Origin of the sequence: Blautia sp. SC05B48 (genome assembly GCF_005848555.1) — a bacterium.
Classification (GTDB): domain Bacteria; phylum Bacillota; class Clostridia; order Lachnospirales; family Lachnospiraceae; genus Blautia_A.
The window spans coordinates 2,252,215-2,274,363 of sequence record NZ_CP040518.1 but is presented as its reverse complement, the minus strand read 5'-3'; the positions used below and the strand labels follow the sequence as shown (position 1 = coordinate 2,274,363).

14 protein-coding genes, 2 tRNA genes and 3 rRNA genes are annotated in these 22,149 nt (G+C 48.2%); 3 read left to right on the top strand and 16 right to left on the bottom strand.

The features are described from left to right. Nucleotides 1-4: 4 nt before the first annotated feature. The 11 genes from EYS05_RS10410 to tsaE form a co-directional block, all read right to left on the bottom strand. Nucleotides 5-2,891: ribosomal RNA gene (locus tag EYS05_RS10410) — 23S ribosomal RNA — on the bottom strand. Between the two features lie 326 nt (nucleotides 2,892-3,217). Continuing rightward, nucleotides 3,218-3,335, bottom strand: a 5S ribosomal RNA gene (gene rrf / locus EYS05_RS10405). 56 nt (nucleotides 3,336-3,391) lie between these two features. After that, nucleotides 3,392-4,921, bottom strand: a 16S ribosomal RNA gene (locus EYS05_RS10400). Together the 16S, 23S and 5S rRNA genes with 2 tRNA genes alongside form the textbook arrangement of a ribosomal RNA operon. 244 nt (nucleotides 4,922-5,165) lie before the next feature. Further along, a tRNA-Ser gene (locus EYS05_RS10395) sits at nucleotides 5,166-5,254 on the bottom strand. A 138-nt stretch (nucleotides 5,255-5,392) separates the two neighbouring features. Beyond that, nucleotides 5,393-5,478: transfer RNA gene (locus EYS05_RS10390), tRNA-Ser, on the bottom strand. 165 nt (nucleotides 5,479-5,643) lie between these two features. Beyond that, nucleotides 5,644-6,348, bottom strand: a complete 705-nt coding sequence (ispD, locus tag EYS05_RS10385) for a 2-C-methyl-D-erythritol 4-phosphate cytidylyltransferase (RefSeq protein ID WP_138277128.1) — start codon at nucleotides 6,346-6,348, stop codon at nucleotides 5,644-5,646. A 21-nt stretch (nucleotides 6,349-6,369) separates the two neighbouring features. Then, on the bottom strand, nucleotides 6,370-7,389 hold the full coding sequence (tsaD, locus tag EYS05_RS10380; protein ID WP_138277127.1) for a tRNA (adenosine(37)-N6)-threonylcarbamoyltransferase complex transferase subunit TsaD: 1,020 nt from the start codon (nucleotides 7,387-7,389) through the stop codon (nucleotides 6,370-6,372). A gap of 5 nt (nucleotides 7,390-7,394) precedes the next feature. Further along, nucleotides 7,395-8,306: a ribonuclease Z gene (locus EYS05_RS10375; RefSeq protein ID WP_118513248.1), complete on the bottom strand. Its 912-nt coding sequence runs from the start codon at nucleotides 8,304-8,306 to the stop codon at nucleotides 7,395-7,397. A 77-nt stretch (nucleotides 8,307-8,383) separates the two neighbouring features. Beyond that, a complete protein-coding gene (rimI, locus tag EYS05_RS10370; RefSeq protein ID WP_138277126.1) occupies nucleotides 8,384-8,827 on the bottom strand; it encodes a ribosomal protein S18-alanine N-acetyltransferase in 444 nt (147 codons plus the stop codon). Next, nucleotides 8,824-9,549, bottom strand: coding sequence for a tRNA (adenosine(37)-N6)-threonylcarbamoyltransferase complex dimerization subunit type 1 TsaB (tsaB, locus tag EYS05_RS10365; RefSeq protein ID WP_138277125.1), 726 nt, complete (start codon nucleotides 9,547-9,549; stop codon nucleotides 8,824-8,826). Before tsaB ends, rimI begins: the two co-directional genes overlap by 4 nt. Continuing rightward, nucleotides 9,546-9,986: a tRNA (adenosine(37)-N6)-threonylcarbamoyltransferase complex ATPase subunit type 1 TsaE gene (gene tsaE / locus EYS05_RS10360; protein ID WP_015525922.1), complete on the bottom strand. Its 441-nt coding sequence runs from the start codon at nucleotides 9,984-9,986 to the stop codon at nucleotides 9,546-9,548. Before tsaE ends, tsaB begins: the two co-directional genes overlap by 4 nt. Before the next feature lie 93 nt (nucleotides 9,987-10,079). Here tsaE and EYS05_RS10355 point away from each other — a divergent pair, with 93 nt between their 5' ends. Then, nucleotides 10,080-10,598 (top strand): peptidylprolyl isomerase, encoded by a 519-nt coding sequence (locus tag EYS05_RS10355; RefSeq protein WP_118623612.1) that lies wholly within the window; start codon nucleotides 10,080-10,082, stop codon nucleotides 10,596-10,598. A 104-nt stretch (nucleotides 10,599-10,702) separates the two neighbouring features. Here EYS05_RS10355 and EYS05_RS10350 read toward each other — a convergent pair whose 3' ends face one another. Beyond that, nucleotides 10,703-11,359, bottom strand: a complete 657-nt coding sequence (locus EYS05_RS10350) for a YigZ family protein (RefSeq protein WP_138277124.1) — start codon at nucleotides 11,357-11,359, stop codon at nucleotides 10,703-10,705. A 179-nt stretch (nucleotides 11,360-11,538) separates the two neighbouring features. On the opposite strand from EYS05_RS10350, the gene EYS05_RS10345 reads away from it, so the two are divergent. Then, entirely contained in the window at nucleotides 11,539-14,148 is a 2,610-nt protein-coding gene (locus tag EYS05_RS10345) for a transglycosylase domain-containing protein (RefSeq protein ID WP_138277123.1), read from the top strand. 178 nt (nucleotides 14,149-14,326) lie between these two features. Here the strand turns inward: EYS05_RS10345 and EYS05_RS10340 are convergent, their stop codons facing one another. From EYS05_RS10340 to ftsH, 4 genes are all read right to left on the bottom strand, one after another. Beyond that, nucleotides 14,327-15,262 carry an ROK family glucokinase gene (locus EYS05_RS10340; RefSeq protein ID WP_138277122.1) on the bottom strand — a complete coding sequence of 312 codons (936 nt, stop codon included), beginning with the start codon at nucleotides 15,260-15,262 and terminating at the stop codon, nucleotides 14,327-14,329. Nucleotides 15,263-15,275: 13 nt separating this feature from the next. Then, entirely contained in the window at nucleotides 15,276-16,223 is a 948-nt protein-coding gene (hprK, locus tag EYS05_RS10335) for an HPr(Ser) kinase/phosphatase (protein WP_021651515.1), read from the bottom strand. Nucleotides 16,224-16,333: 110 nt separating this feature from the next. After that, nucleotides 16,334-18,181: an excinuclease ABC subunit UvrC gene (gene uvrC, locus EYS05_RS10330; RefSeq protein ID WP_118513146.1), complete on the bottom strand. Its 1,848-nt coding sequence runs from the start codon at nucleotides 18,179-18,181 to the stop codon at nucleotides 16,334-16,336. Nucleotides 18,182-18,253: 72 nt separating this feature from the next. Beyond that, nucleotides 18,254-20,392, bottom strand: coding sequence for an ATP-dependent zinc metalloprotease FtsH (ftsH, locus tag EYS05_RS10325; RefSeq protein WP_118513147.1), 2,139 nt, complete (start codon nucleotides 20,390-20,392; stop codon nucleotides 18,254-18,256). Between the two features lie 175 nt (nucleotides 20,393-20,567). Here ftsH and EYS05_RS10320 point away from each other — a divergent pair, with 175 nt between their 5' ends. Continuing rightward, the gene (locus tag EYS05_RS10320; RefSeq protein ID WP_138277121.1) at nucleotides 20,568-22,052 is read left to right on the top strand and encodes a DUF1846 domain-containing protein; all 1,485 of its coding nucleotides are present in this window, start codon (nucleotides 20,568-20,570) and stop codon (nucleotides 22,050-22,052) included. Nucleotides 22,053-22,149: the final 97 nt, after the last annotated feature.

Genomic DNA, 22,149 nt, shown 5'->3' with positions numbered 1-22,149 from the left:
TTTCTTGGTCAAGCCCTCACCCGATTAGTAACAGTCAGCTCCATGTGTTACCACACTTCCACCTCTGCCCTATCTACCTCGTCGTCTTCAAGGGGGTTTACTTCACTAAGAATGGGATATCTCATCTTGAGGGGGCTTCACGCTTAGATGCCTTCAGCGTTTATCCCTTCCGGACTTGGCTACCCGGCCATGGCTTTGGCAAGCCAACCGGTCCACCAGCGGTCCGTCCATCCCGGTCCTCTCGTACTAAGGACAGCTCCTCTCAGATATCCTGCGCCCACGCCGGATAGGGACCGAACTGTCTCACGACGTTCTGAACCCAGCTCGCGTACCGCTTTAATGGGCGAACAGCCCAACCCTTGGGACCTACTACAGCCCCAGGATGCGATGAGCCGACATCGAGGTGCCAAACCACTCCGTCGATGTGAACTCTTGGGAGTGATAAGCCTGTTATCCCCAGGGTAGCTTTTATCCGTTGAGCGATGGCATTCCCACTTAATACCACCGGATCACTAAGCCCTACTTTCGTACCTGCTCCACCCGTCGGTGTCGCAGTCAAGCTCCCTTCTGCCTTTGCACTCTTCGAATGGTTTCCGTCCATTCTGAGGGAACCTTTGGGCGCCTCCGATACCCTTTCGGAGGCGACCGCCCCAGTCAAACTCCCCGCCTGGCATTGTCCCACCGCCGGATTACGGCGGCTGGTTAGAAGCCCAATATCACAAGGGTGGTATCCCAACAGCGGCTCCGCGGCAACTGACGTTACCGTTTCTCAGCCTCCCACCTATCCTGTACATGCAACACCGGACCCCAGTGCCAAACTGGAGTAAAGCTCCATGGGGTCTTTCCGTCCTGGCGCGGGTAGCCAGCATCTTCACTGGCACTTCAATTTCACCGGATGTATTGCCGAGACAGCGCTCAAATCATTACGCCTTTCGTGCGGGTCGGAACTTACCCGACAAGGAATTTCGCTACCTTAGGACCGTTATAGTTACGGCCGCCGTTTACTGGGGCTTAAATTCAAAGCTTCGCATTGCTGCTAACCTCTCCTCTTAACCTTCCAGCACCGGGCAGGCGTCAGCCCATATACCTCACCTTTCGGTTTCGCATAGACCTGTGTTTTTGCTAAACAGTTGCTTGAGCCTATTCTCTGCGGCCTGCTCTCGCAGGCACCCCTTCTCCCTAAGTTACGGGGCCATTTTGCCGAGTTCCTTGGCAATACTTCTTCCGCCGGCCTTAGGATTCTCTCCTCATCCACCTGTGTCGGTTTACGGTACGGGTACAGTATAAACAATAGCGGCTTTTCTTGACGCATGGCTCACGGGCTTCGCTACTATATTTCGCTCCACATCACGTCTTCCCATTGCACGGCGGATTTTCCTACCGTACTGGTACCTCGCTTGTACCGGGCTTTCCATTCCCGGCTCCCGCTCTCCTTACGTGTCCCCACAGTTCTGTTATACTGCAGTACAGGAATATCAACCTGTTGTCCATCGGCTACGGCTCTCGCCCTCACCTTAGGTCCCGACTCACCCAGGGCAGATCAGCTTTACCCTGGAAACCTTGGATATTCGGCCTAGAGGATTCCCACCTCTATCTCGCTACTCATTCCGGCATTCTCTCTTCCATATAGTCCACAGCTCCTTACGGTACTGCTTCTTCCCATATGCAATGCTCCTCTACCAATCCTTACGGATTCCTTAGTTTCGGTGGCGCGTTTCAGCCCCGGACATTTTCGGCGCAGGACCTCTCGACCAGTGAGCTATTACGCACTCTTTGAATGTATGGCTGCTTCTGAGCCAACATCCTGGTTGTCTTCGAAATCCCACATCCTTTTCCACTTAACGCGCACTTTGGGACCTTAACTGTAGGTCTGGGCTCTTTCCCTTTTGACCGCCCAACTTATCTCGTGCAGTCTGACTCCCGGTGATATCTACACGGCATTCGGAGTTTGATATTCTTCGGTAGGCTTTGACGCCCCCTAGGAAATTCAGTGCTCTACCTCCGCAAGACTCACACCGAGGCTAGCCCTAAAGCTATTTCGAGGAGAACCAGCTATCTCCGGGTTCGATTGGAATTTCTCCCCTATCCACACCTCATCCCCACCCTTTTCAACGGATGTGGGTTCGGTCCTCCACTACCTCTTACGGCAGCTTCAACCTGGACATGGATAGATCACCCGGTTTCGGGTCTACTCCTACTGACTCTGGCCCTGTTAAGACTTGGTTTCCCTACGGCTCCATCCCTTGAGGACTTAACCTTGCCAGTAAGCGTAACTCGCCGGACCGTTCTACAAAAAGTACGCGGTCGTACATATAAAGTACTCCCACAGCTTGTAGACACAGGGTTTCAGGTTCTCTTTCACTCCCCTCCCGGGGTCCTTTTCACCTTTCCTTCACAGTACTATGCGCTATCGGTCACTAAGTAGTATTTAGCCTTAGGGGGTGGTCCCCCTTACTTCCCACAAGGTTCCTCGTGTCTCGTGGTACTCCGGATCCTGCTCAGTCAGCTCTGCTTTCACGTACGGGGCTTTCACCCTCTGTGGCCGGCTTTCCCAAAACCGTTCTGTTAACTTCGCTGAATCTTAAATGCAGTCCATGACCCCGGCATGCACGCACACCGGTTTAGGCTCCTCCGCGTTCGCTCGCCGCTACTTACGGAATCGATGTTTCTTTCTTTTCCTCCGGGTACTTAGATGTTTCAGTTCCCCGGGTTCCCTTCCATACGTTATGGATTGGCGTATGGATGCATGAGGTCTGCTCATGCGGGTTTCCCCATTCAGAGATCTCCGGATCACGGGATATTTGCTCCTCCCCGAAGCTTTTCGCAGCTTATCACGTCTTTCATCGGCTCTTAGTGCCAAGGCATCCGCCCTGTGCCCTTATTGCTTGACCTTTCGCTTCATCACCCTAGCGTAGGTGATGCGGTCTCTTGATTCTCGTGTCTTCCGATACTCACGTATCTTCCGACATGTGTTTGATTACTCTGTTCATAACAGATAAATCGATGTCTTCCTATCTTTGCGTTTGCATTAATTTCTTAATACTTTGCGTTTAAGGATATTTGATTAACTTAATCAAATTTCATGTATGCAGTTTTCAAGGTACAATGCTGACTGATGTTTTATCAGCCATTTAAAAAGAAAATATCTTTTCTTCTTAAATCACTGGTAAAACCAGCATCTATCTTCATCAGGATCTCTCCTGTTTTTCTTTTTTTGATCTGGCGCCCACCTGCTCTCCCACACCGTCTCCAGTGCAGTACCATCGGCCGATTGGGTCTTAACCGTCGTGTTCGGGATGGGAACGGGTGTGTCCCCCAACCGCATCAGCACCAGAAATATCTTAGCTTGATAGCTAAACAGTAAAACACATCTTCTCTACTTTTTCCTTAGAAAGGAGGTGATCCAGCCGCACCTTCCGATACGGCTACCTTGTTACGACTTCACCCCAGTCATCGGTCCCGCCTTCGGCAGCTCCTTCCTTGCGGTTAGGTCACTGACTTCGGGCGTTACTGACTCCCATGGTGTGACGGGCGGTGTGTACAAGACCCGGGAACGTATTCACCGCGGCATTCTGATCCGCGATTACTAGCGATTCCAGCTTCGTGTAGTCGGGTTGCAGACTACAGTCCGAACTGGGACGTTATTTTTGGGATTTGCCCACCCTCGCGGGTTCGCTTCCCTTTGTTTACGCCATTGTAGCACGTGTGTAGCCCAAATCATAAGGGGCATGATGATTTGACGTCATCCCCGCCTTCCTCCAGGTTATCCCTGGCAGTCTCCCCAGAGTGCCCACCTTAAATGCTGGCTACTGAGGATAGGGGTTGCGCTCGTTGCGGGACTTAACCCAACATCTCACGACACGAGCTGACGACAACCATGCACCACCTGTCTCCCCTGCCCCGAAGGGAAGGAACGGTTAAGTTCCGGTCAGGGGGATGTCAAGACTTGGTAAGGTTCTTCGCGTTGCTTCGAATTAAACCACATGCTCCACCGCTTGTGCGGGTCCCCGTCAATTCCTTTGAGTTTCATTCTTGCGAACGTACTCCCCAGGTGGAATGCTTAATGCGTTTGCGGCGGCACCGAATGACTTTGTCACCCGACACCTAGCATTCATCGTTTACCGCGTGGACTACCAGGGTATCTAATCCTGTTTGCTCCCCACGCTTTCGAGCCTCAACGTCAGTTACCGTCCAGTAAGCCGCCTTCGCCACTGGTGTTCCTCCTAATATCTACGCATTTCACCGCTACACTAGGAATTCCGCTTACCTCTCCGGCACTCAAGACGGGCAGTTTCCAATGCAGTCCCGGGGTTGAGCCCCAGCCTTTCACATCAGACTTGTCCATCCGTCTACGCTCCCTTTACACCCAGTAAATCCGGATAACGCTTGCCCCCTACGTATTACCGCGGCTGCTGGCACGTAGTTAGCCGGGGCTTCTTAGTCAGGTACCGTCATTTTCTTCCCTGCTGATAGAAGTTTACATACCGAGATACTTCTTCCTTCACGCGGCGTCGCTGCATCAGGGTTTCCCCCATTGTGCAATATTCCCCACTGCTGCCTCCCGTAGGAGTCTGGGCCGTGTCTCAGTCCCAATGTGGCCGTTCACCCTCTCAGGCCGGCTATGGATCGTCGCCTTGGTGGGCCGTTACCTCACCAACTAGCTAATCCAACGCGGGTCCATCTTATACCACCGGAGTTTTTCACACTGAGCCATGCAGCTCCGTGCGCTTATGCGGTATTAGCAGTCATTTCTGACTGTTATCCCCCTGTACAAGGCAGGTTACCCACGCGTTACTCACCCGTCCGCCACTAGAAACCAGCTAAATCTGCCGAAGCTTCAATAAAAGGTTTCCCGTTCGACTTGCATGTGTTAAGCACGCCGCCAGCGTTCATCCTGAGCCAGGATCAAACTCTCTGATAAAGTGTTTGAATCTTTTACTCAAGACAACCGTTTGGCTATCTCTCGTTTTTACTGCTTTTGGTTTGTTTAAACCGTTCTTTAAATGTAAAGAAATTTTCGAGAATCGTATGTGTTTCACTGTTTAGTTATCAAGGTTTGTTGTGTCTGTCTCTCAGACAGCTCGTTTATTTTATCTCATCCTCAACTGTTTGTCAAGAACTTTTTTTAATTTTTTTGAAGTATTCAGTCTCCAGAAAAATTAAAGCGGAGAAGGAGGGATTTGAACCCTCGCGCCGCGTTAACGACCTACTCCCTTTCCAGGGGAGCCCCTTCGGCCAGCTTGGGTACTTCTCCAATTTGCCCTACTTACTAAGTAGTTCTGATATTCATCTCTGTCGTTCTCAGCGACAGGTGATATTATATCTCGTATGTTTTATATTGTCAAGTACTTTTTTAACTTTTTTAAAAAGTTTTTATTTTGTACTTAACAAGCGGAGAGAGTGGGATTCGAACCCACGCGCCCTTGCGGACAAACGGTTTTCAAGACCGCCTCGTTATGACCACTTCGATATCTCTCCATATAATGTTTTTCAACATTTTTTGTGCTGTTTTGTCAGCGCATGTTGTATTCTATCATCAAATATCCCCCTGTCAATAACAAATTTGATATTTTTTTCAAAAAATTGGACATATAGCTTCAATTTCTGCTATATGTCCATATTTACTGGGATTTTCACCCGGTTCTACTCTCTGTTTTCCTTCAAAAATGCCTCCGCAACCACCAGATCTTCCGGCGTTGTGATCTTGATATTGCGATAAGAACCTTCTGAAAAGCGGATTTTCACCCCTGTCTCATGTTCTGCTACCATGGCATCATCTGTGATTCCGGTCATTTCCTTCTGCCGAATACTGGTATATGCGCCATAGATCAGCGAGTACTGAAAGATCTGCGGAGTCTGGACGATCCATACACTGCTGCGATCCGGAGTTTCACTGACATTCCCATCCTCATCTGCGATCTTAACTGTATCCTTGGAAGGCATGCCTGTAACACTGGCACCTGTCTGTGCCGCTGCCATAAGTCCTCTTTCAATGATCCCATGATCAATAAACGGTCTGGCACCGTCATGGATCAGTACATACTCTGTGTCTTTACACGCACAAAGTCCTTCATAAACGGAATCGTACCGTTCTTTTCCGCCGGATACTACAGCAGAAACCTTTGTAAAACCATATTTTTTCACGATTTCTTCTCTGCACCAGGAAACATACTCTTCCCCTATTACCAGGATCACATCCCTGATCAACGGACTTTCCTGGAAACAGCGCAGAGAATAACAGAGCACCGGCATCCCGTCAAGCTCTATAAACTGCTTCTGTATTTTACTGTGCATTCTCTTTCCCTGACCTGCTGCCAGAACAATAGCTGTATTTCTGCACTCTCCCATGATCAATTACCCCGGATTCTTTTATCTTTCGCCAAGCTTCAGGTTCGGAACCGCATTCAGATCCCAGCTGTGGCGTGTTCCCCTGATATATTCATAGTAAGCTGCCACTCCGATCATCGCTGCGTTATCCGTACAGAAGATCGGTGACGGACGGTAAAATTTGTATCCATGTTCTGTACACGCTTTTTCCATAGCAGTGCGAAGTGCTCCATTGGAAGCAACACCTCCTGCAATAGCAACCTTTTTCATGCCAAAATCAGCTGCTGCCTGCATGGTATGCTCTACCAGTACATCAACAACCGCCTTCTGGAAGGATGCTGCGATATCTGCACGGTTTACTTCCTCACCTTTCATTTTTGCCCCGTTTAAATAATTAAGAACTGCAGACTTCACGCCGCTGAAGCTGAAATCATATGGATTTTCACCGATTTTTGCACGTGGAAACTCAATAGCATACGGATTTCCTTCCTTTGCCAGCCTGTCGATCTTCGGACCTCCTGGATATCCGAGCCCAATGGCACGTGCAACCTTATCAAATGCCTCTCCTGCCGCATCGTCTCTGGTTCGGCCCAGGATCTCAAACTGACCGTAATCCTTCACAATAACAAGATGGGTGTGTCCACCGGATACAATGGCACAGAGAAACGGCGGTTCCAGATCCGGATGCTCAATATAGTTGGCAGAAACATGTCCTTCTATATGATGCACGCCTACCAGCGGCAAGTTTCTTGCATAGGCAATAGCCTTGGCTTCTGCCACACCTACAAGAAGTGCACCGACAAGCCCCGGTCCATAGGTTACACCGATAGCATCAATATCATCCAGAGTGACGTTTGCCTCGTCCAGTGCTTCCTGGATGACCTGATTGATCCTTTCTATATGATTTCTGGAGGCGATCTCCGGTACAACACCTCCATACAGTTTATGGATCTCGATCTGTGAAGAAATCACATTTGATAAGACAGTCCTTCCGTTTTTTACAACGGAGGCTGCTGTTTCATCACAGGAGCTCTCAATACCAAGAATTAATGTATCTTTCATTTTTTTCAGTCCTCTTCAAAATTCAGTTCCACACTCTTCCCGTCTTTTCCCGGCCATGCCTTCGGAAAGATCTCACGTACTGTATCCATGTAATCATCCGGACGTACCAGAGAAGGGCTGTAATGGGTCAGCCACATTTCCCCCACTTCCGCATCACGGGCAAGAGTAGCCGCTTCACGAAACGTCATGTGTTTGTAGCCTTTTGCCTTTTCGATCTTGTCATCTTCACCGTACATTCCCTCACAGATAAAAAGATCGGAGTCTTTTGCATTACGTAAAATAGACTCTGTCGGTCTGGTATCTGTGGTATAGGTAAGCTTGATCCCTTTTCTCGGCGGACCAAGCACCATATCCGGTGTGTAGATCCTTCCTTCATCCTCAACGGTCTGTCCCTTCTGCAGCGGATTCCAGAATTTCAGCGGGATCTCATGCTCTCTGGCACTGTCAGGAGAAAATTTTCCCTGGCGCAGGATCTCAAGGGTATATCCATAGCATGTAACATTATGGTTCACCCGAAATGCAGTGATCCGGTAACCATTCAGTTCCAGAACTTCCTCCGGTTTCGTGATCTCGATAAATTTAATTTCAAAGGGCAGCTCCGGTGCGATCACACGAAGTGCGCTTACCACACGTTCCAGTCCTCTTGGGCCTACCAGAGTCAGCGGTTCTGTGCGGTCTGCATTTCCCATAGTCAGAAGGAGTCCCGGAAGTCCGCTGATATGATCCCCATGATAATGGGTAAAACAGATCACATCAATAGGCTTGAAGCTCCAGCCCTTTTCTTTAATGGCCACCTGGGTGCCTTCCCCGCAATCGATCATCAGACTGCTGCCGTTATAACGGGTCATCAGCGCGGTAAGCCATCTGCGTGGCAGCGGCATCATTCCTCCGCAGCCAAGTAAACAAACATCTAACATATTTTTCCTCTTTTCCTGTTCTGTGGCAAAGTTTAGCATACTTATCCCGTACAGACAAGTACCTCTCCCGGGTAGGCCTATTCAGAAACTGCAGTGCGTGTCATAAGAACAGCATCCTCTGTGGGATCTGTATAGTATCCCTTTCGCAGGCCATCCCGCACAAATCCCTGACGTTCATAAAGCCGGATCGCAGTCTCATTTCCTGCCCGGACCTCCAGATGGATCATGGTGATCCCACGCTCTTCTGCCAGACGGATCATGCTTTCCATAAGGAAATTTCCGATTCCCTCTCTCTGACGGTCTCTGCGGACAGCCACATTGGTCACATCCCCCTCATCCAGCACCGTAAGAAGACCGCAATATCCCAGGATCCGGTCCTTTTCTTCCACAACAAGAAACATCCCATTCTCTTTCATAAGAAATGTCAGAAATCCCTCTTTTGTCCAGGGGACTGAAAAAAGCTCCTCTTCGATCTCCATAACCTGATCCAGGTCATCCACAAGCATTTCTCTTAAGATCATGCGTTTTCCCCTTCTGATCCTTTTTTCAATTTCTGGGCACGCTCCCGCTCAGCCTGTGAGACGCGGAGATAATCCGGTTTGTGCTCAGCCGCTGTCTCGGTTCTGCCTTCTTTATAATAAAGGATACCTAGTGCACCTACAGCACCTGCTCTCTGTCTGGAAAGATGGGCCGGTGCAAAAGAAAACGGTACAGTAAGCATATCTGCGATGGTATTTTTAAATACCGGGACTCCGTCTCCGAGAAATGTTACGGCTTCTCCCATATCATTCAGCATGGAAAGAAGCTCCTCGATTCCCACTGCCATCTGATCCTTTACCGTCATGAGCCTGTGATCTTCGTAACGGTAGATTCCCGTATAAACCTGCTTTCTTCTAGCATCCATGATCGGACAGATCAGCCCGTTTACATCATAGAGATTATAGGCCAGTGCCTCCACTGTCGGAATCCCGACCAGTGGTTTGTCAAGGGCAAGTCCAAGTCCCTTGGCTGTAGCAGAGCCAATACGGAGTCCGGTGAAAGAGCCCGGTCCCTTGGCTACCGCAATAGCGTCAATAGTCTTCAGATCCAGCTCTGTCATCTTCACGATCTCATCCAGCATGGGAAGAAGAGTCTGGGAATGTGTTTTCTTGTAATTAACTGTATATTCCGCTACCAGTGTATCGTCCTCCACAACGGCTACAGATGCCACGATTCCGGAACTGTCCAGTGCCAAAACTCTCATTCTGTCTTTTCTCCTCTCTCCTCAATGGTGATCTTTCTGTATTCAAAACCCTTCTCAAGATCTTTTTCAATGGTAACTTCGATCCTTTTTTCCGGCAGGATCTCCTCAATGAGCTCCGCCCATTCGATCAGACAGATTCCCTGCCCGAAAAAATAATCATCGTATCCGATCTCTTCCATCTCTTCCAGATCCCCGATACGATATACATCAAAATGATAAAATGGCAGACGTCCGTCTTCATATTCCTGGATAATGGTAAATGTAGGGCTGTTTACAGGTTCTGTAATTCCAAGACCTGCTGCCACTCCCTGTGTAAACACGGTTTTTCCAACTCCGAGATCGCCTGTCAGTGTGTAGATTTGTCCCGGTTTCGCATTCATTCCGATCGTTCTTCCGACCTCGAATGTTTCCTCAGGATCATGCGTTTCTATGACCATATTTTCCACCTTTTTCTTGCACAATTATTCTTTGCATATTATAATAGAGCGAACAGCGAAATACAATACTTTTTGAAAAGGAGTGCGAAAACTATGGCAAATCCTATCGTTACCATCACAATGGATAATGGCGATGTAATGAAAGCGGAATTATATCCGGAAGTTGCCCCAAACACAGTAAATAACTTCATCAGCCTTATTAAAAAAGGCTTTTATGATGGCCTGATCTTCCACCGTGTCATCAACGGCTTTATGATCCAGGGCGGATGCCCGGACGGAACCGGTATGGGTGGCCCGGGATACAGCATCAAGGGTGAGTTCTCTCAGAACCGTTTCAAAAACGACCTGAAGCATACACCAGGTGTTCTCTCCATGGCAAGAGCCATGAATCCGAACTCTGCCGGAAGCCAGTTCTTTATCATGCACAAGGCTGCTCCGCATCTTGACGGAAGCTATGCTGCATTCGGTCAGATCATTGAGGGTATGGATGTTGTAAATGCTATCGCAGAGACAGACACGGACTACAGTGACCGTCCTCTTGACGAGCAGAAGATCAGCTCCGTGACTGTTGATACCTTTGGTGTGGATTATCCGGAACCGGAGAAATGCTGACAGGCATAATTTTCTGAAATAAAAAAGCCCCGCGAAGAGCAGACTGTAACGCAGATCCTCTGACCTCTTCCCGGGGTATTTTTATACCGACATTCTCTTTTTTTTTATTTTTCGAAGGTCTTCACTTCTCCGTTTACTTTTGCAAAATACAGCTCTGCATCTTTCTCAAGTCCGGCTCTTCCGTTTGTTCCCTCTGTGATCGTCTTCTTTACCTCTTCGATCTGGTCATCCGGCACCAAAAGTTTCAGGACAACCTTATCGGTATATTCGGAATCCAGAATCGGCAGACTTCTTTCTCCTGCGATATACTGGATCTTTCCGATTCCTGTATAATCCGTCGTTACCTGAAGGGATATCCCATGATGCTTTTCAATGACAGTACTTGCCGCCAGTCCTGCCTGGACTGCACCGGAATATGCCCGCACAAGCCCTCCTGTCCCAAGAAGGACACCTCCAAAATATCTGGTCACCACAATGGCTGCGTTATAGATCCCAGCTCCCAGCAGCACATCCAGCATAGGCCTTCCGGCTGTTCCGGATGGTTCTCCGTCATCACTGCAGCGGGTGGCTTCCCGGTTCATCCCTACGGAATATACATAGCAGTTATGACGTGCATCCCAGTATTTTTTTTTCATTTCTTCGATAAAGGCAAGGGCCTCTTCTTCAGTTTCCACAGGACGGACGGTTGCGATAAAACGGGATTTTTTTTCCACAAGTTCGCCTTCGCCACCTTCGTATATGGTTTTATAATGTTCCAGCATGGTTTACGCCTCCGTTATCTGTATCCAAACCCTCTGTTTCAGGCAGAGTTTTCTTTATTGTATAATAATTATCTTCATTGCACAATGTATAAGATATCATGAATTGTGAAATTTTTTTTAAGGCTTTATTTGGCTTTCCATATTTGTTATAATAAAACGGATTATAAAGGAGGAATATTATGAACTACGGAAAAAGATCCACTTCCAAGAAGCGGAATGCTCTGATCTCCCGTACTTCCATGCTGGAAAAAAGAGCACATGTTTCGTTTATCCGGGTTTTATTTACAGCTCTGATCGCAGTCTGCGTCATGGTTGTCTGCCTTGGTATCGGCTCCTTCCGGGGCGTGATCGCCGGAGCACCTGACGTCAACGATGTGGATATTTCACCTCTCGGATATGCAACCTTCCTGTATGATGACCAGGGAACACAGATCCGACAGCTTTCAGCCCCTACATCCAACCGTCTTCCGGTCTCCCTGGACCAGATCCCGGTCAGTCTGCAGCATGCAGTGGTAGCCATTGAGGATGAGCGTTTTTATGAACATAACGGTATTGATGTCCGCGGTATCGCACGTGCCGCAATGAAGGCGGTCACCACCGGTAACTTTTCCGAGGGTGCCAGTACCATCACACAGCAGCTTCTGAAGAATAATGTTTTCACTGACTGGACCAACGAATCCACACAGCTGGAACGTTTCACACGTAAGTTCCAGGAGCAGTACCTTGCTGTACAGATTGAAAAAAAATATGACAAAAATGTGATTCTTGAGAATTACCTGAATACCATTAACCTGGGTGCAGGTTCCTACGGTGTACAGGCCGCTTCCAAAAAATACTTTAACAAAGACGTATGGGATCTGAATCTTTCTGAATGTGCCACCCTTGCCGGCATCACGCAGAACCCTACCAAATTCAATCCGATCACCAATCCAAAAGCGAACTCTAAGAGACGTAAGGAAGTCCTGGATCACATGCTGGATCAGAATTACATCTCACAGGATGAATATAATGCAGCACTGAATGATGACGTTTATTCCCGTATCCAGGCCGCACAGCTTGAGAACACCGAAGAAGAAAGTACTGTTTACACGTATTTCGAAGATGAGGTTACCAATCAGGTCATCAGCGACCTGATGAACATTAAAGGATATACCAAGACACAGGCTACCAATCTTCTTTACAGCGGTGGTCTGAAGATCATGACAACCCTGGATTCCAACATGCAGCAGATCCTTGATGAGGAATATGCGAACCCTGACAACTATCCGGCCAATGTTCAGTATGAACTGGATTATGCACTGACTGTACAAGGTCCGGATGGAAAACAGACCAACTACAGCAAAGAAATGCTGCAGCTGTATTTCCGCGATCAGGATCCGGAATTTGATCTTCTCTTTGATTCTCCTGAGGAAGGTCAGCAGTATGTGGATCAGTACAAGGCCAACATCCTAGCAGACGGAAGCACCGTAGTATCTGAGCGTGTAAACTTTGCGCCACAGCCACAGTCTTCCATGACTGTCATTGACCAGCATAGCGGTTACGTAAAAGCCCTGATCGGAGGCCGTGGCGAAAAAACAGCCAGCCTGACCCTGAACCGTGCCACTGATACGACCAGACAGCCTGGTTCTACCTTTAAGATTGTTTCCACCTATGCACCGGCGTTAAACGAAAAAGGCGATACACTTGCTACAACCTTTATGGATGAGCCTTACGAATACCCAGACGGATCTCCTGTCAACAATGCCTCAAGAAGCTATGGCGGTGAGACCACCATCCGTAAAGCGATCCAGAATTCCATCAATGTTGTAGCTGTTAAATGTCTGGAACAGGTTACCCCGGCTCTCGGCCTTAAATATCTGGATGATTTCGGTTTCACCACACTGGCTCACGGAACTGAGGCAGATAAAGATGCCAACGGAAATATCTGGAGTGACGCCAACCTGGCTACTGCTCTTGGCGGTATCACCAAAGGTGTCAAGAACGTGGAGCTTTGTGCTGCATATGCAGCCATTGCCAATGGCGGAAACTATATCAAACCGATCTATTATACACAGATCCTTGATCATGACGGAAATGTTCTGATCGAGAACTCCTCCGTTTCCAGATCTGTGATCAAAGACAGTACTGCTTATCTTCTTACAAGCGCCATGGAAGACGTTGTAAAAAAAGGTACCGGTACCGCCTGCCAGCTGGACAATATGACTGTAGCCGGAAAAACAGGTACTACAGAGGACTACAATGACCTGTGGTTTGTAGGCTACACACCGTACTACACCTGTGCAGTATGGTCCGGCTATGACAACAACGAAAAAATTCCGGAAGATGCCCGTAACTTCCACAAAAACCTCTGGAAAAAGGTTATGACCCGTATCCACGAAGGCCTGGAGGACAGAGATTTCGATATGCCTTCCAGTGTGGAAAAAGCCAGTGTCTGCGCAGAAACCGGTCTTCTTCCCAGATCCGGATGCCCGACTATCACAGAGTATTTTGATATCTCCAGTCTTCCCACCGAATACTGCGATCAGCATTTCTACGGCAGCAGCGATTACGATGAAGAGGACTATTATTATAACGAAGATACGGACGCCGATACCGATGCAGCAGCTGAAGCGATTCCAAGCGCAGCTCCGGACAGTACTGACAATTCCGATGATGGTTCCGATGACGGTTCCGATGACGGTTCCGAGAATACCGGTGATGATACTGACAATTCCGGAACAGACGACAACACCGGTGGCGATGATGGCAGCGATGACACCGGCGAAGATCCGGTAGAATATTATGAATGACCTCCAGCATACGTATCTTTCATAAACACCATATAAAAAAGTGGTTTCCTGAAATTATGGAAACCACTTTTTTTTACTTTTAATAACTTCTTACTGTCTCGCAGTTTATCAGTTCAGGCAAGTCCCACCCCCTGCTTATTGCTTTTCGCAATTGAAGCAGGGGACTTCCCTGGTTCGGTTAAAGTACCATCCTGGCTGCACCGTAGATTCCTGCATCATTGCCAAGTGTCGCGATCACGATAGGAGTATCCTTGCAGGATTCAAAAGCATACTCTCTGTAATATTTCCGGATACAGTCAATAAGCGGCTGTCCGGCCTTGGAAACTCCTCCGCCGACAACAATGGTCTCCGGATCTGTCACACAGCAAATAATGGCAAGAGCACCACCCAGCTGCTCTCCGACCTTTTCCATGGTTGCTACAGCTACCGGATCATTCTCCTTAAATGCGTCCAGAACTGCTTTTGCTGAAATCTCTCCGGCATCTCTGAGAACACTGTTCTCACCGGAAGCTGCAAGCTCTTTTTTTGCCATGCGGACAATTCCGGTCGCAGAAGCATACTGTTCCAGACAGCCCCTGTTTCCGCAGTTGCAGGCTTCTGTTTCATGATGATCCACATTGGCATGTCCGATCTCGCCGCCGGCACCATGATGTCCGGTCACGATCTTTCCGTCAACAATGATACCACCGCCTACACCTGTTCCAAGTGTTACCATGATCACATCGGAGGAGCCTGCTGCAGCACCCTTCCATGCCTCTCCCAATGCCGCTACATTGGCGTCATTTCCGGCTTCAGCATGAAGGCCTGTAAGTTCTTCCATCTCTCCAACAACGTTCTTATATCCCCAGTAGAGATTTACTGCACATGATACTTCTCCTTTGGAGTTTACCGGTCCCGGAACACCGATTCCGACGCCTTCCACATCCTCTTTGGAGATACCCTTTTCTTCCATCTTGGCATTTACTGCTGCTGCCACATCAGGAAGAATCTGATCTCCATTATTTTCTTTACGGGTGGGAATCTCCCATTTCTCAACAAGAGTACCATCCGTGCGGAAAAGTCCGCATTTTACAGTTGTTCCACCTACATCGATTCCAAAACAATATGTTCTCATTTCTTACCCTCTCTTATTCTTCGTCATCCGGATTTTCTCTTTTTTTCGCAAGATTTGCCTGTACACGCTTGTACAGAGCCTCTGCCGCATTGTATCCCATCTTCTTCTGTCTGTGGTTGACAGCCGCTGCCTCAACGATGATCGCCAGGTTACGGCCCGGACGGATCGGAAGAGAATGGCATACCACCTTATTTCCAAGGTACTCTGTATACTCCTCATGCAGTCCAAGACGATCGTATTCCTTGTCTCTGTCCCACTCCTCAAGCTTGATCACAAGATCGATAGACTGGGTATCCTTAACGCTCTCAACACCGAACAGTGTTTTTACATCAATGATACCGATACCACGAAGTTCGATAAAGTGACGTGTGATATCCGGTGCAGATCCCACCAGTGTTACGTCACTGACCTTACGGATCTCAACAACATCATCACTGACAAGACGATGGCCTCTCTTGATCAGCTCCAGGGCTGCCTCACTCTTACCGATACCGCTCTCACCTGTGATCAGGATTCCCTCGCCGTAAACATCAACCAGCACACCATGAATCGAAATACATGGTGCAAGCTGCACGCCCAGCCAGCGGATGATCTCTGCCATAAAGCTGGAAGTTGTTCTTTCTGTCACGAATGTCGGAACATTATATTTAACAGCCAGATCGATCATATCCTGAGACGGACGGGTCATGGTACTGAAAATGACACATGGGATCTTGCTGGAAATGAAACGTTCATATTTAAAACGTCTCTCCTCCTCATTAAGCTGCATCAGATACGTATACTCTACATATCCGATGATCTGAACTCGTTCATTGGCAAAATGCTCCAGATATCCGGTAAGCTGAAGCGCAGGTCTGTTGATCTCCGCAGTCTTGATCACGATGCCTGACAGGTCGATCTCCGGAGTCAGATTATTAAGCTCCAGTTCCTGTACCATTTTTGTCAACTGTACACCCTTCATACTTTTGTCTCCTTTTCGCTGAAAGTTTGCATTCTCACTGCCGTTTTACCGGGGCGTGAGACACCTTATCTTCAATTATACACAATCACTGCTGAAACTGCAATGCAGCATCAGGATTTATGAAAAAATTCATAGACCTGACGGGCGCTTCTGGCATTCATGCTCTCTGTCTGTGCCAGTTCTTCCTCCGATGCATCCCGGATATTTTCCACAGATTTAAATTTACGCAGAAGGGCTTTCCTCCTGGTATCACCGATCCCCGGGATATCATCCAGGATAGAATGGACCTGTTCCCTGCTCCTGAGGGAACGATGGTATTCAATGGCAAACCGGTGGGCTTCATCCTGGATCCTGGTGATCAGGCGGAAGCCTTCGCCGGATGTATCAATAGGGATCTCCACATTGTTGAAATACAGGCCTCTCGTCCGATGATGATCGTCCTTGACCATACCGCAAACCGGGATGCTTATCCCAAGCTCATTCAGCACCTTCATAGCTATATTTACCTGCCCTCTTCCACCATCCATCAGGATCAGATCCGGAAGCCTTGCAAAGCTGTCAAATTCGCCGTTACTCTCATGAGTGAACCTTCGGGTCAGAACTTCTTCCATGCTGGCATAATCGTTGGGGCCCTGTACCCATTTGATCTTGAACTTACGGTAATCACTGCGTTTGGGACGACCTTTTTCATAAACTACCATGGATCCCACAGACTCAAAGCCACTGATATTTGAAATATCATAGGCTTCCATGCGCACCACATTTTTCAGTCCCAGCCATTCTTCCACCTCGTGAACAGCTCCGATGGTTCGTCCTTCCTCCCGCCTGATCCGTTCTCTGTCCTTGGCAAGTACCATACGGGCATTTTCCAGGGCAAGTTCTACCAGCTTTTCCTTTGTTCCCTTCTTCGGGACCCGGATGTGTACCTTCTGCTTTCTTCTTCCTGACAGCCACTCCTCTATGATATTTGCATCTTCGATCTCACACTGCAGCATGATCTCAGATGGGATAAATGGCGTTCCCGCATAAAACTGTTTCAGAAAGCTTGAAAGGACCTGCGCCTTTGTATCGCCTTTTGCCACACGGAGATAAAAATGATCTCTGCCGATCAGCCTGCCATCCCGGATAAAAAACACCTGGACAACCGCATCCTGATCCCTGAGGTCTTCACTGTCATCCATTGCTACTGCAATGATGTCCCTGTCCTCCTGCCCGTAGCCGGTGATTTTCTGCCGTTCCCCGATCTTCCGGATACTGCTGATCAGATCCCGGTATTCCATAGCATCTTCGTAGCGCATTTCCTCCGAAGCTTTCTGCATTTTTTCCATCAGCTCACTAATGGCGTCCTGAAAATCTCCATTCAGAAATTTGATCACCTTATTGATATTCTTTCGATATTCTTCCTGGCTGATATACCCCTGGCAGGGTGCCTTGCACTGTTTCATATGATAGTACAGACAGGGCCGGTCCTTTCCGGTATCTCTCGGAAGACTGCGGTTGCAGGAGCGTACCTGATACAGTTTCCGCACCAGTTCGATCACGTCCTTTACTGCTCCGCCGCTTGTATAGGGGCCAAAATATCTTGCCTTGTCCTTTTTCATTCTCCTGGCAAAAAGCACTCTCGGGTATGGCTCATGAACTGTCACCTTAATAAACGGATAGCTCTTGTCATCTTTGAGCATGGTATTATATTTTGGACGATGCTCCTTGATAAGATTACACTCCAGCACAAGGGCTTCCAGCTCAGAGTCCGTAATAATGTACTCAAATCTGGTAATATGTGTAACCATCCGTTCAATCTTGGCACCTTTATTACGACTGCTCTGGAAATACTGGCGCACACGATTCTTCAGACTGATGGCTTTTCCCACATAGATGATCTCGTCTTTCTCGCCATGCATGATATAAACTCCCGGTTTTGCCGGCAGTTTCTTTAATTCTTCCTCGATTATGAACATAATTTATTCTCCTGTTTTACCATTGCAGTAACAATAAAACCGGGATTTCTCCCGGTTTTATGATGATCTGTTTTATGCCTGTGATCCCGGCTTTTCTTCTGTTTCTGCATGATCGCTATCTGTTTTCTGAACAGATTCTTCTGTTTTCTCCGGTGCCTGCATATTCTCTGTCAGTTCCTGCCCGGATATCTCAGTTCTGCGCGGAACCGATTCTGTATTTTTTGCTGCCTCGTTATTTTCTGCAATCAGTTCAATGCCCCGTTTATCGGATACTTCTTTTTCATCCTCGGAAAGTACCAGATCATCCAGATTCTCCGGGATATCCAGGCCCTGCTGAACTGCACGGAGGATCTTCATGAACTCTTTACCTGTAATGGTTTCCTTGCGGATCAGATATTCCGCGATCTTATCCATCTCTGTTCTGTGACTTCCAAGGATCCTCTTGGCTTCCTCATAGGAATGGTGGAGAAGCTTCATCACCTCATGATCGATCTCTGTTGCGGTATCATCACCACAGTTCAAAACTGCTCTTCCGCTGAGATACTGGTTCTCCTGTGTAGCAAGTCCCATCAGTCCGAACTTCTCAGACATACCATACTGTGTGATCATGGCTCTGGCCACCTTGGTAGCCTGCTCGATATCATTGGCAGCACCTGTAGTGACTGTGTCAAAAACGATCTCCTCTGCAGCACGTCCGCCAAGATAGCCTACCAGCATAGCTTCCAGTTCTTTCTTGGTGTTAAGATATTTTTCTTCCTCAGGTACCTGCATAACGTAACCCAGGGCTCCCATGGTACGGGGTACAATGGTGATCTTCTGTACAGGCTCCGCATCCTTCTGGAGTGCATTTACCAGTGCGTGTCCGACTTCATGGTAGGATACGATCCGACGTTCCTGTTTGCTTAAGATACGGTCCTTCTTCTCTTTTCCCACCAGGACTACCTCTACGGATTCCTCCAGGTCCTTCTGTGATACAGCTTTACGTCCCTTCTTGACTGCAAGGATCGCAGCCTCATTGATCATATTAGCAAGATCAGAACCTACCGCACCGGAAGTTGCAAGTGCAATAGCTTCAAAATCAACGGTGTCATCCAGAAGCACGTTCTTGGCATGTACCTTCAGGATATCCACCCTTCCTTTAAGATCCGGTCTGTCAACGATCACACGTCTGTCAAAACGTCCCGGACGGAGAAGAGCCGGATCAAGAACCTCCGGTCTGTTGGTTGCAGCAAGGATCAGAAGTCCCTTGGATGTATCAAAGCCATCCATCTCCGCAAGCAGCTGGTTTAATGTCTGCTCACGCTCATCATTTCCGCCGCCATAGCGGGAATCACGGCTTTTACCAATGGCATCGATCTCATCGATAAATACGATACACGGAGCATTCTTCTTGGCTTCCTCGAAAAGGTCACGGACACGTGAGGCACCCACGCCCACAAACATCTCCACAAATTCTGATCCGGAAAGAGAGAAGAACGGCACCTGCGCTTCACCTGCAACTGCCTTGGCAAGTAATGTCTTACCGGTTCCCGGAGGGCCTACAAGAAGTGCGCCCTTAGGCAGCTTGGCTCCGATGGCTGTGTATTTTCCGGGGTTGTGAAGAAAATCCACAACTTCCTGGAGTGATTCCTTGGCTTCATCCTGACCTGCCACATCCTTAAAGGAAACTCCCGTTTCCTGCTGCACATAGGCCTTGGCTTTGCTCTTGCCTACGCCCATGCCCATGATCCCGCCGCCTTTGTTCATGCGGCGCATGGAGAACATCAGAAGTCCGAACAGAAGCAGTGTCGGCAGAACCACGCTCAGGATCATCGCAACAAACTCACCAAAAACATCCGGCGGATCGGTCTCAAACTTGATTCCCTTTCCTTCCAGTCTCTTGGTAAGTGCTGTGCTGTCTTCGGTCTTCGTGGTGTAATAGCTCATATCCTCGTACTTGGAATTCTTTTTCTTGGGTACGATCGTCAATGTACTGGACTGGATCGTTACTTCTTTAACCTGGTCCTTATCCACCATATCGATAAATTTATCATAGGATATCTCACTGCTGTTATCCTTCAGCATATTGGTAAACAACGCGAAGCACACCAGTGTGACCAGGAGGCATATCAGAAAAGCCAGGATCGACTGATGATTTTTACCTGATCCCTGCCTGGGATCTTTATTGTCAGGTCGCTTCCCGTCCTGATCATTATTCAATTGATTATTCATTTTTTTCCTCCTCTTGTCATTTCTTTATTATAAAGAGAAAAACCATATAAATCAACTGCGAGATTACAAAAATACCATCAAAAAAACACCGCACTGGATATTGCCAGTGAACGTAAAGTTGTAGTATACTGTTCCCAGTGAATTGGAAAATTAAATAGGAGAGGAAATCAGACAAATGAAAATAGGTTTTGATAATGACAAATATCTGAAAATGCAGTCAGAACACATCCGTGAAAGAATCGGTCAGTTCGGCAACAAGCTTTATCTTGAATTCGGCGGCAAACTGTTTGACGACTACCATGCATCCCGCGTTCTTCCGGGTTTTGAACCGGACAGCAAGCTCCGCATGCTGATGCAGATTTCTGATCAGGCGGAGATCGTTATTGTTATCAGCGCCAATGACATTGACAAGAATAAAGTACGTGGCGATCTTGGAATCACCTATGACGAAGACGTTCTCCGCCTTATGGATGCGTTTACAAGCCGTGGCCTGTATGTGGGAAGCGTATGCATCACACAGTACTCCGGCCAGGAAAGTGCCGATCTCTTCAAAAAACGTCTGGAGAAGCTGGGAATCCGTGTCTACAAGCTTTACCTGATCCCCGGCTATCCAAGCAACACTTCCTTCATTGTAAGTGACGAGGGTTACGGAAAGAATGATTATATTGAAACTACCAGACCTCTGGTCGTGATCACAGCCCCGGGACCAGGAAGTGGAAAGATGGCAACCTGCCTTTCCCAGCTTTACCACGAATACAAACGTGGAGTAAAAGCCGGCTATGCAAAATTCGAGACCTTCCCGATCTGGAACATTCCTCTGAAACATCCGGTAAACCTTGCCTACGAGGCTGCCACTGCAGATCTGAACGATGTCAACATGATCGACCCGTTCCATCTGGAGGCTTACGGCAAAACTACCGTCAACTATAACCGTGACGTAGAAGTTTTCCCTGTTGTACAGGCCATGTTTGAGAAGATCATGGGCAGCTGCCCTTATAAATCTCCGACAGATATGGGTGTCAACATGGCAGGTAACTGCATCGTTGACGATGAAGTATGCCAGGAGGCTTCCCGCCAGGAGATCATCCGCCGTTATTATAAGAGCATGAACGCTCTGGTTTCCGGCTCCGGCACAGAGAATGAGGTACGTAAGATCGAGCTTCTTCTCCAGCAGGCTCATGCAGAGATCACTGACCGTAAGGTTGTTCCGGCTGCCCTCGAAAAGGAAAAAGCAACCAATGGCCCTGCTGCCGCTCTGGAACTTCCCGACGGAAAGATCGTATGCGGAAAAACCTCCGATCTTCTCGGCGCATCCGCGGCTCTTCTTCTCAACGCCCTGAAAGAGCTGGCAGGTGTCGATCACGATCTCCATGTGATCTCCCCTGATGCCATCCATCCGATCCAGCAGCTGAAGACCAAATATCTTGGAAGCAAAAATCCACGTCTTCACATTGATGAGATCCTGATCGCCCTTTCCATGAGTGCTACAACCAGCGATGCCGCACGCCTTGCCCTGGAACAGATCCCGAATCTCCGCGGATGCCAGGTTCATACTTCCGTAATGCTTTCCGATGTGGATGTGATCAGCTTCCGTAAGCTTGGTATTGAGCTTACCTGCGAGGCCAAGAAGGAACAGAAGAAAAACTATCAGAAAGACTGATTCTCTGATAACATACCTGCTGTATAAATAAAAAGCTATATAAGAAGCCCCGGCCGGGACGATACATATATATCATCCCGGCCGGGGCTTTTTTATC

Excerpts from the sequence above, each read along its gene's own strand:
- ftsH (WP_118513147.1), bottom strand. The coding sequence starts at position 20,392 with ATGAATAATCAATTGAATAATGATCAGGACGGGAAGCGACCTGACAAT.
- uvrC (WP_118513146.1), bottom strand. The coding sequence starts at position 18,181 with ATGTTCATAATCGAGGAAGAATTAAAGAAACTGCCGGCAAAACCGGGA.
- ispD (WP_138277128.1), bottom strand. The coding sequence starts at position 6,348 with ATGGGAGAGTGCAGAAATACAGCTATTGTTCTGGCAGCAGGTCAGGGA.
- EYS05_RS10375 (WP_118513248.1), bottom strand. The coding sequence starts at position 8,306 with ATGTTAGATGTTTGTTTACTTGGCTGCGGAGGAATGATGCCGCTGCCA.
- hprK (WP_021651515.1), bottom strand. The coding sequence starts at position 16,223 with ATGAAGGGTGTACAGTTGACAAAAATGGTACAGGAACTGGAGCTTAAT.
- tsaE (WP_015525922.1), bottom strand. The coding sequence starts at position 9,986 with ATGGTCATAGAAACGCATGATCCTGAGGAAACATTCGAGGTCGGAAGA.
- EYS05_RS10355 (WP_118623612.1), top strand. The coding sequence starts at position 10,080 with ATGGCAAATCCTATCGTTACCATCACAATGGATAATGGCGATGTAATG.
- EYS05_RS10350 (WP_138277124.1), bottom strand. The coding sequence starts at position 11,359 with ATGCTGGAACATTATAAAACCATATACGAAGGTGGCGAAGGCGAACTT.
- EYS05_RS10340 (WP_138277122.1), bottom strand. The coding sequence starts at position 15,262 with ATGAGAACATATTGTTTTGGAATCGATGTAGGTGGAACAACTGTAAAA.
- EYS05_RS10345 (WP_138277123.1), top strand. The coding sequence starts at position 11,539 with ATGAACTACGGAAAAAGATCCACTTCCAAGAAGCGGAATGCTCTGATC.
- tsaD (WP_138277127.1), bottom strand. The coding sequence starts at position 7,389 with ATGAAAGATACATTAATTCTTGGTATTGAGAGCTCCTGTGATGAAACA.
- rimI (WP_138277126.1), bottom strand. The coding sequence starts at position 8,827 with ATGATCTTAAGAGAAATGCTTGTGGATGACCTGGATCAGGTTATGGAG.
- EYS05_RS10320 (WP_138277121.1), top strand. The coding sequence starts at position 20,568 with ATGAAAATAGGTTTTGATAATGACAAATATCTGAAAATGCAGTCAGAA.
- tsaB (WP_138277125.1), bottom strand. The coding sequence starts at position 9,549 with ATGAGAGTTTTGGCACTGGACAGTTCCGGAATCGTGGCATCTGTAGCC.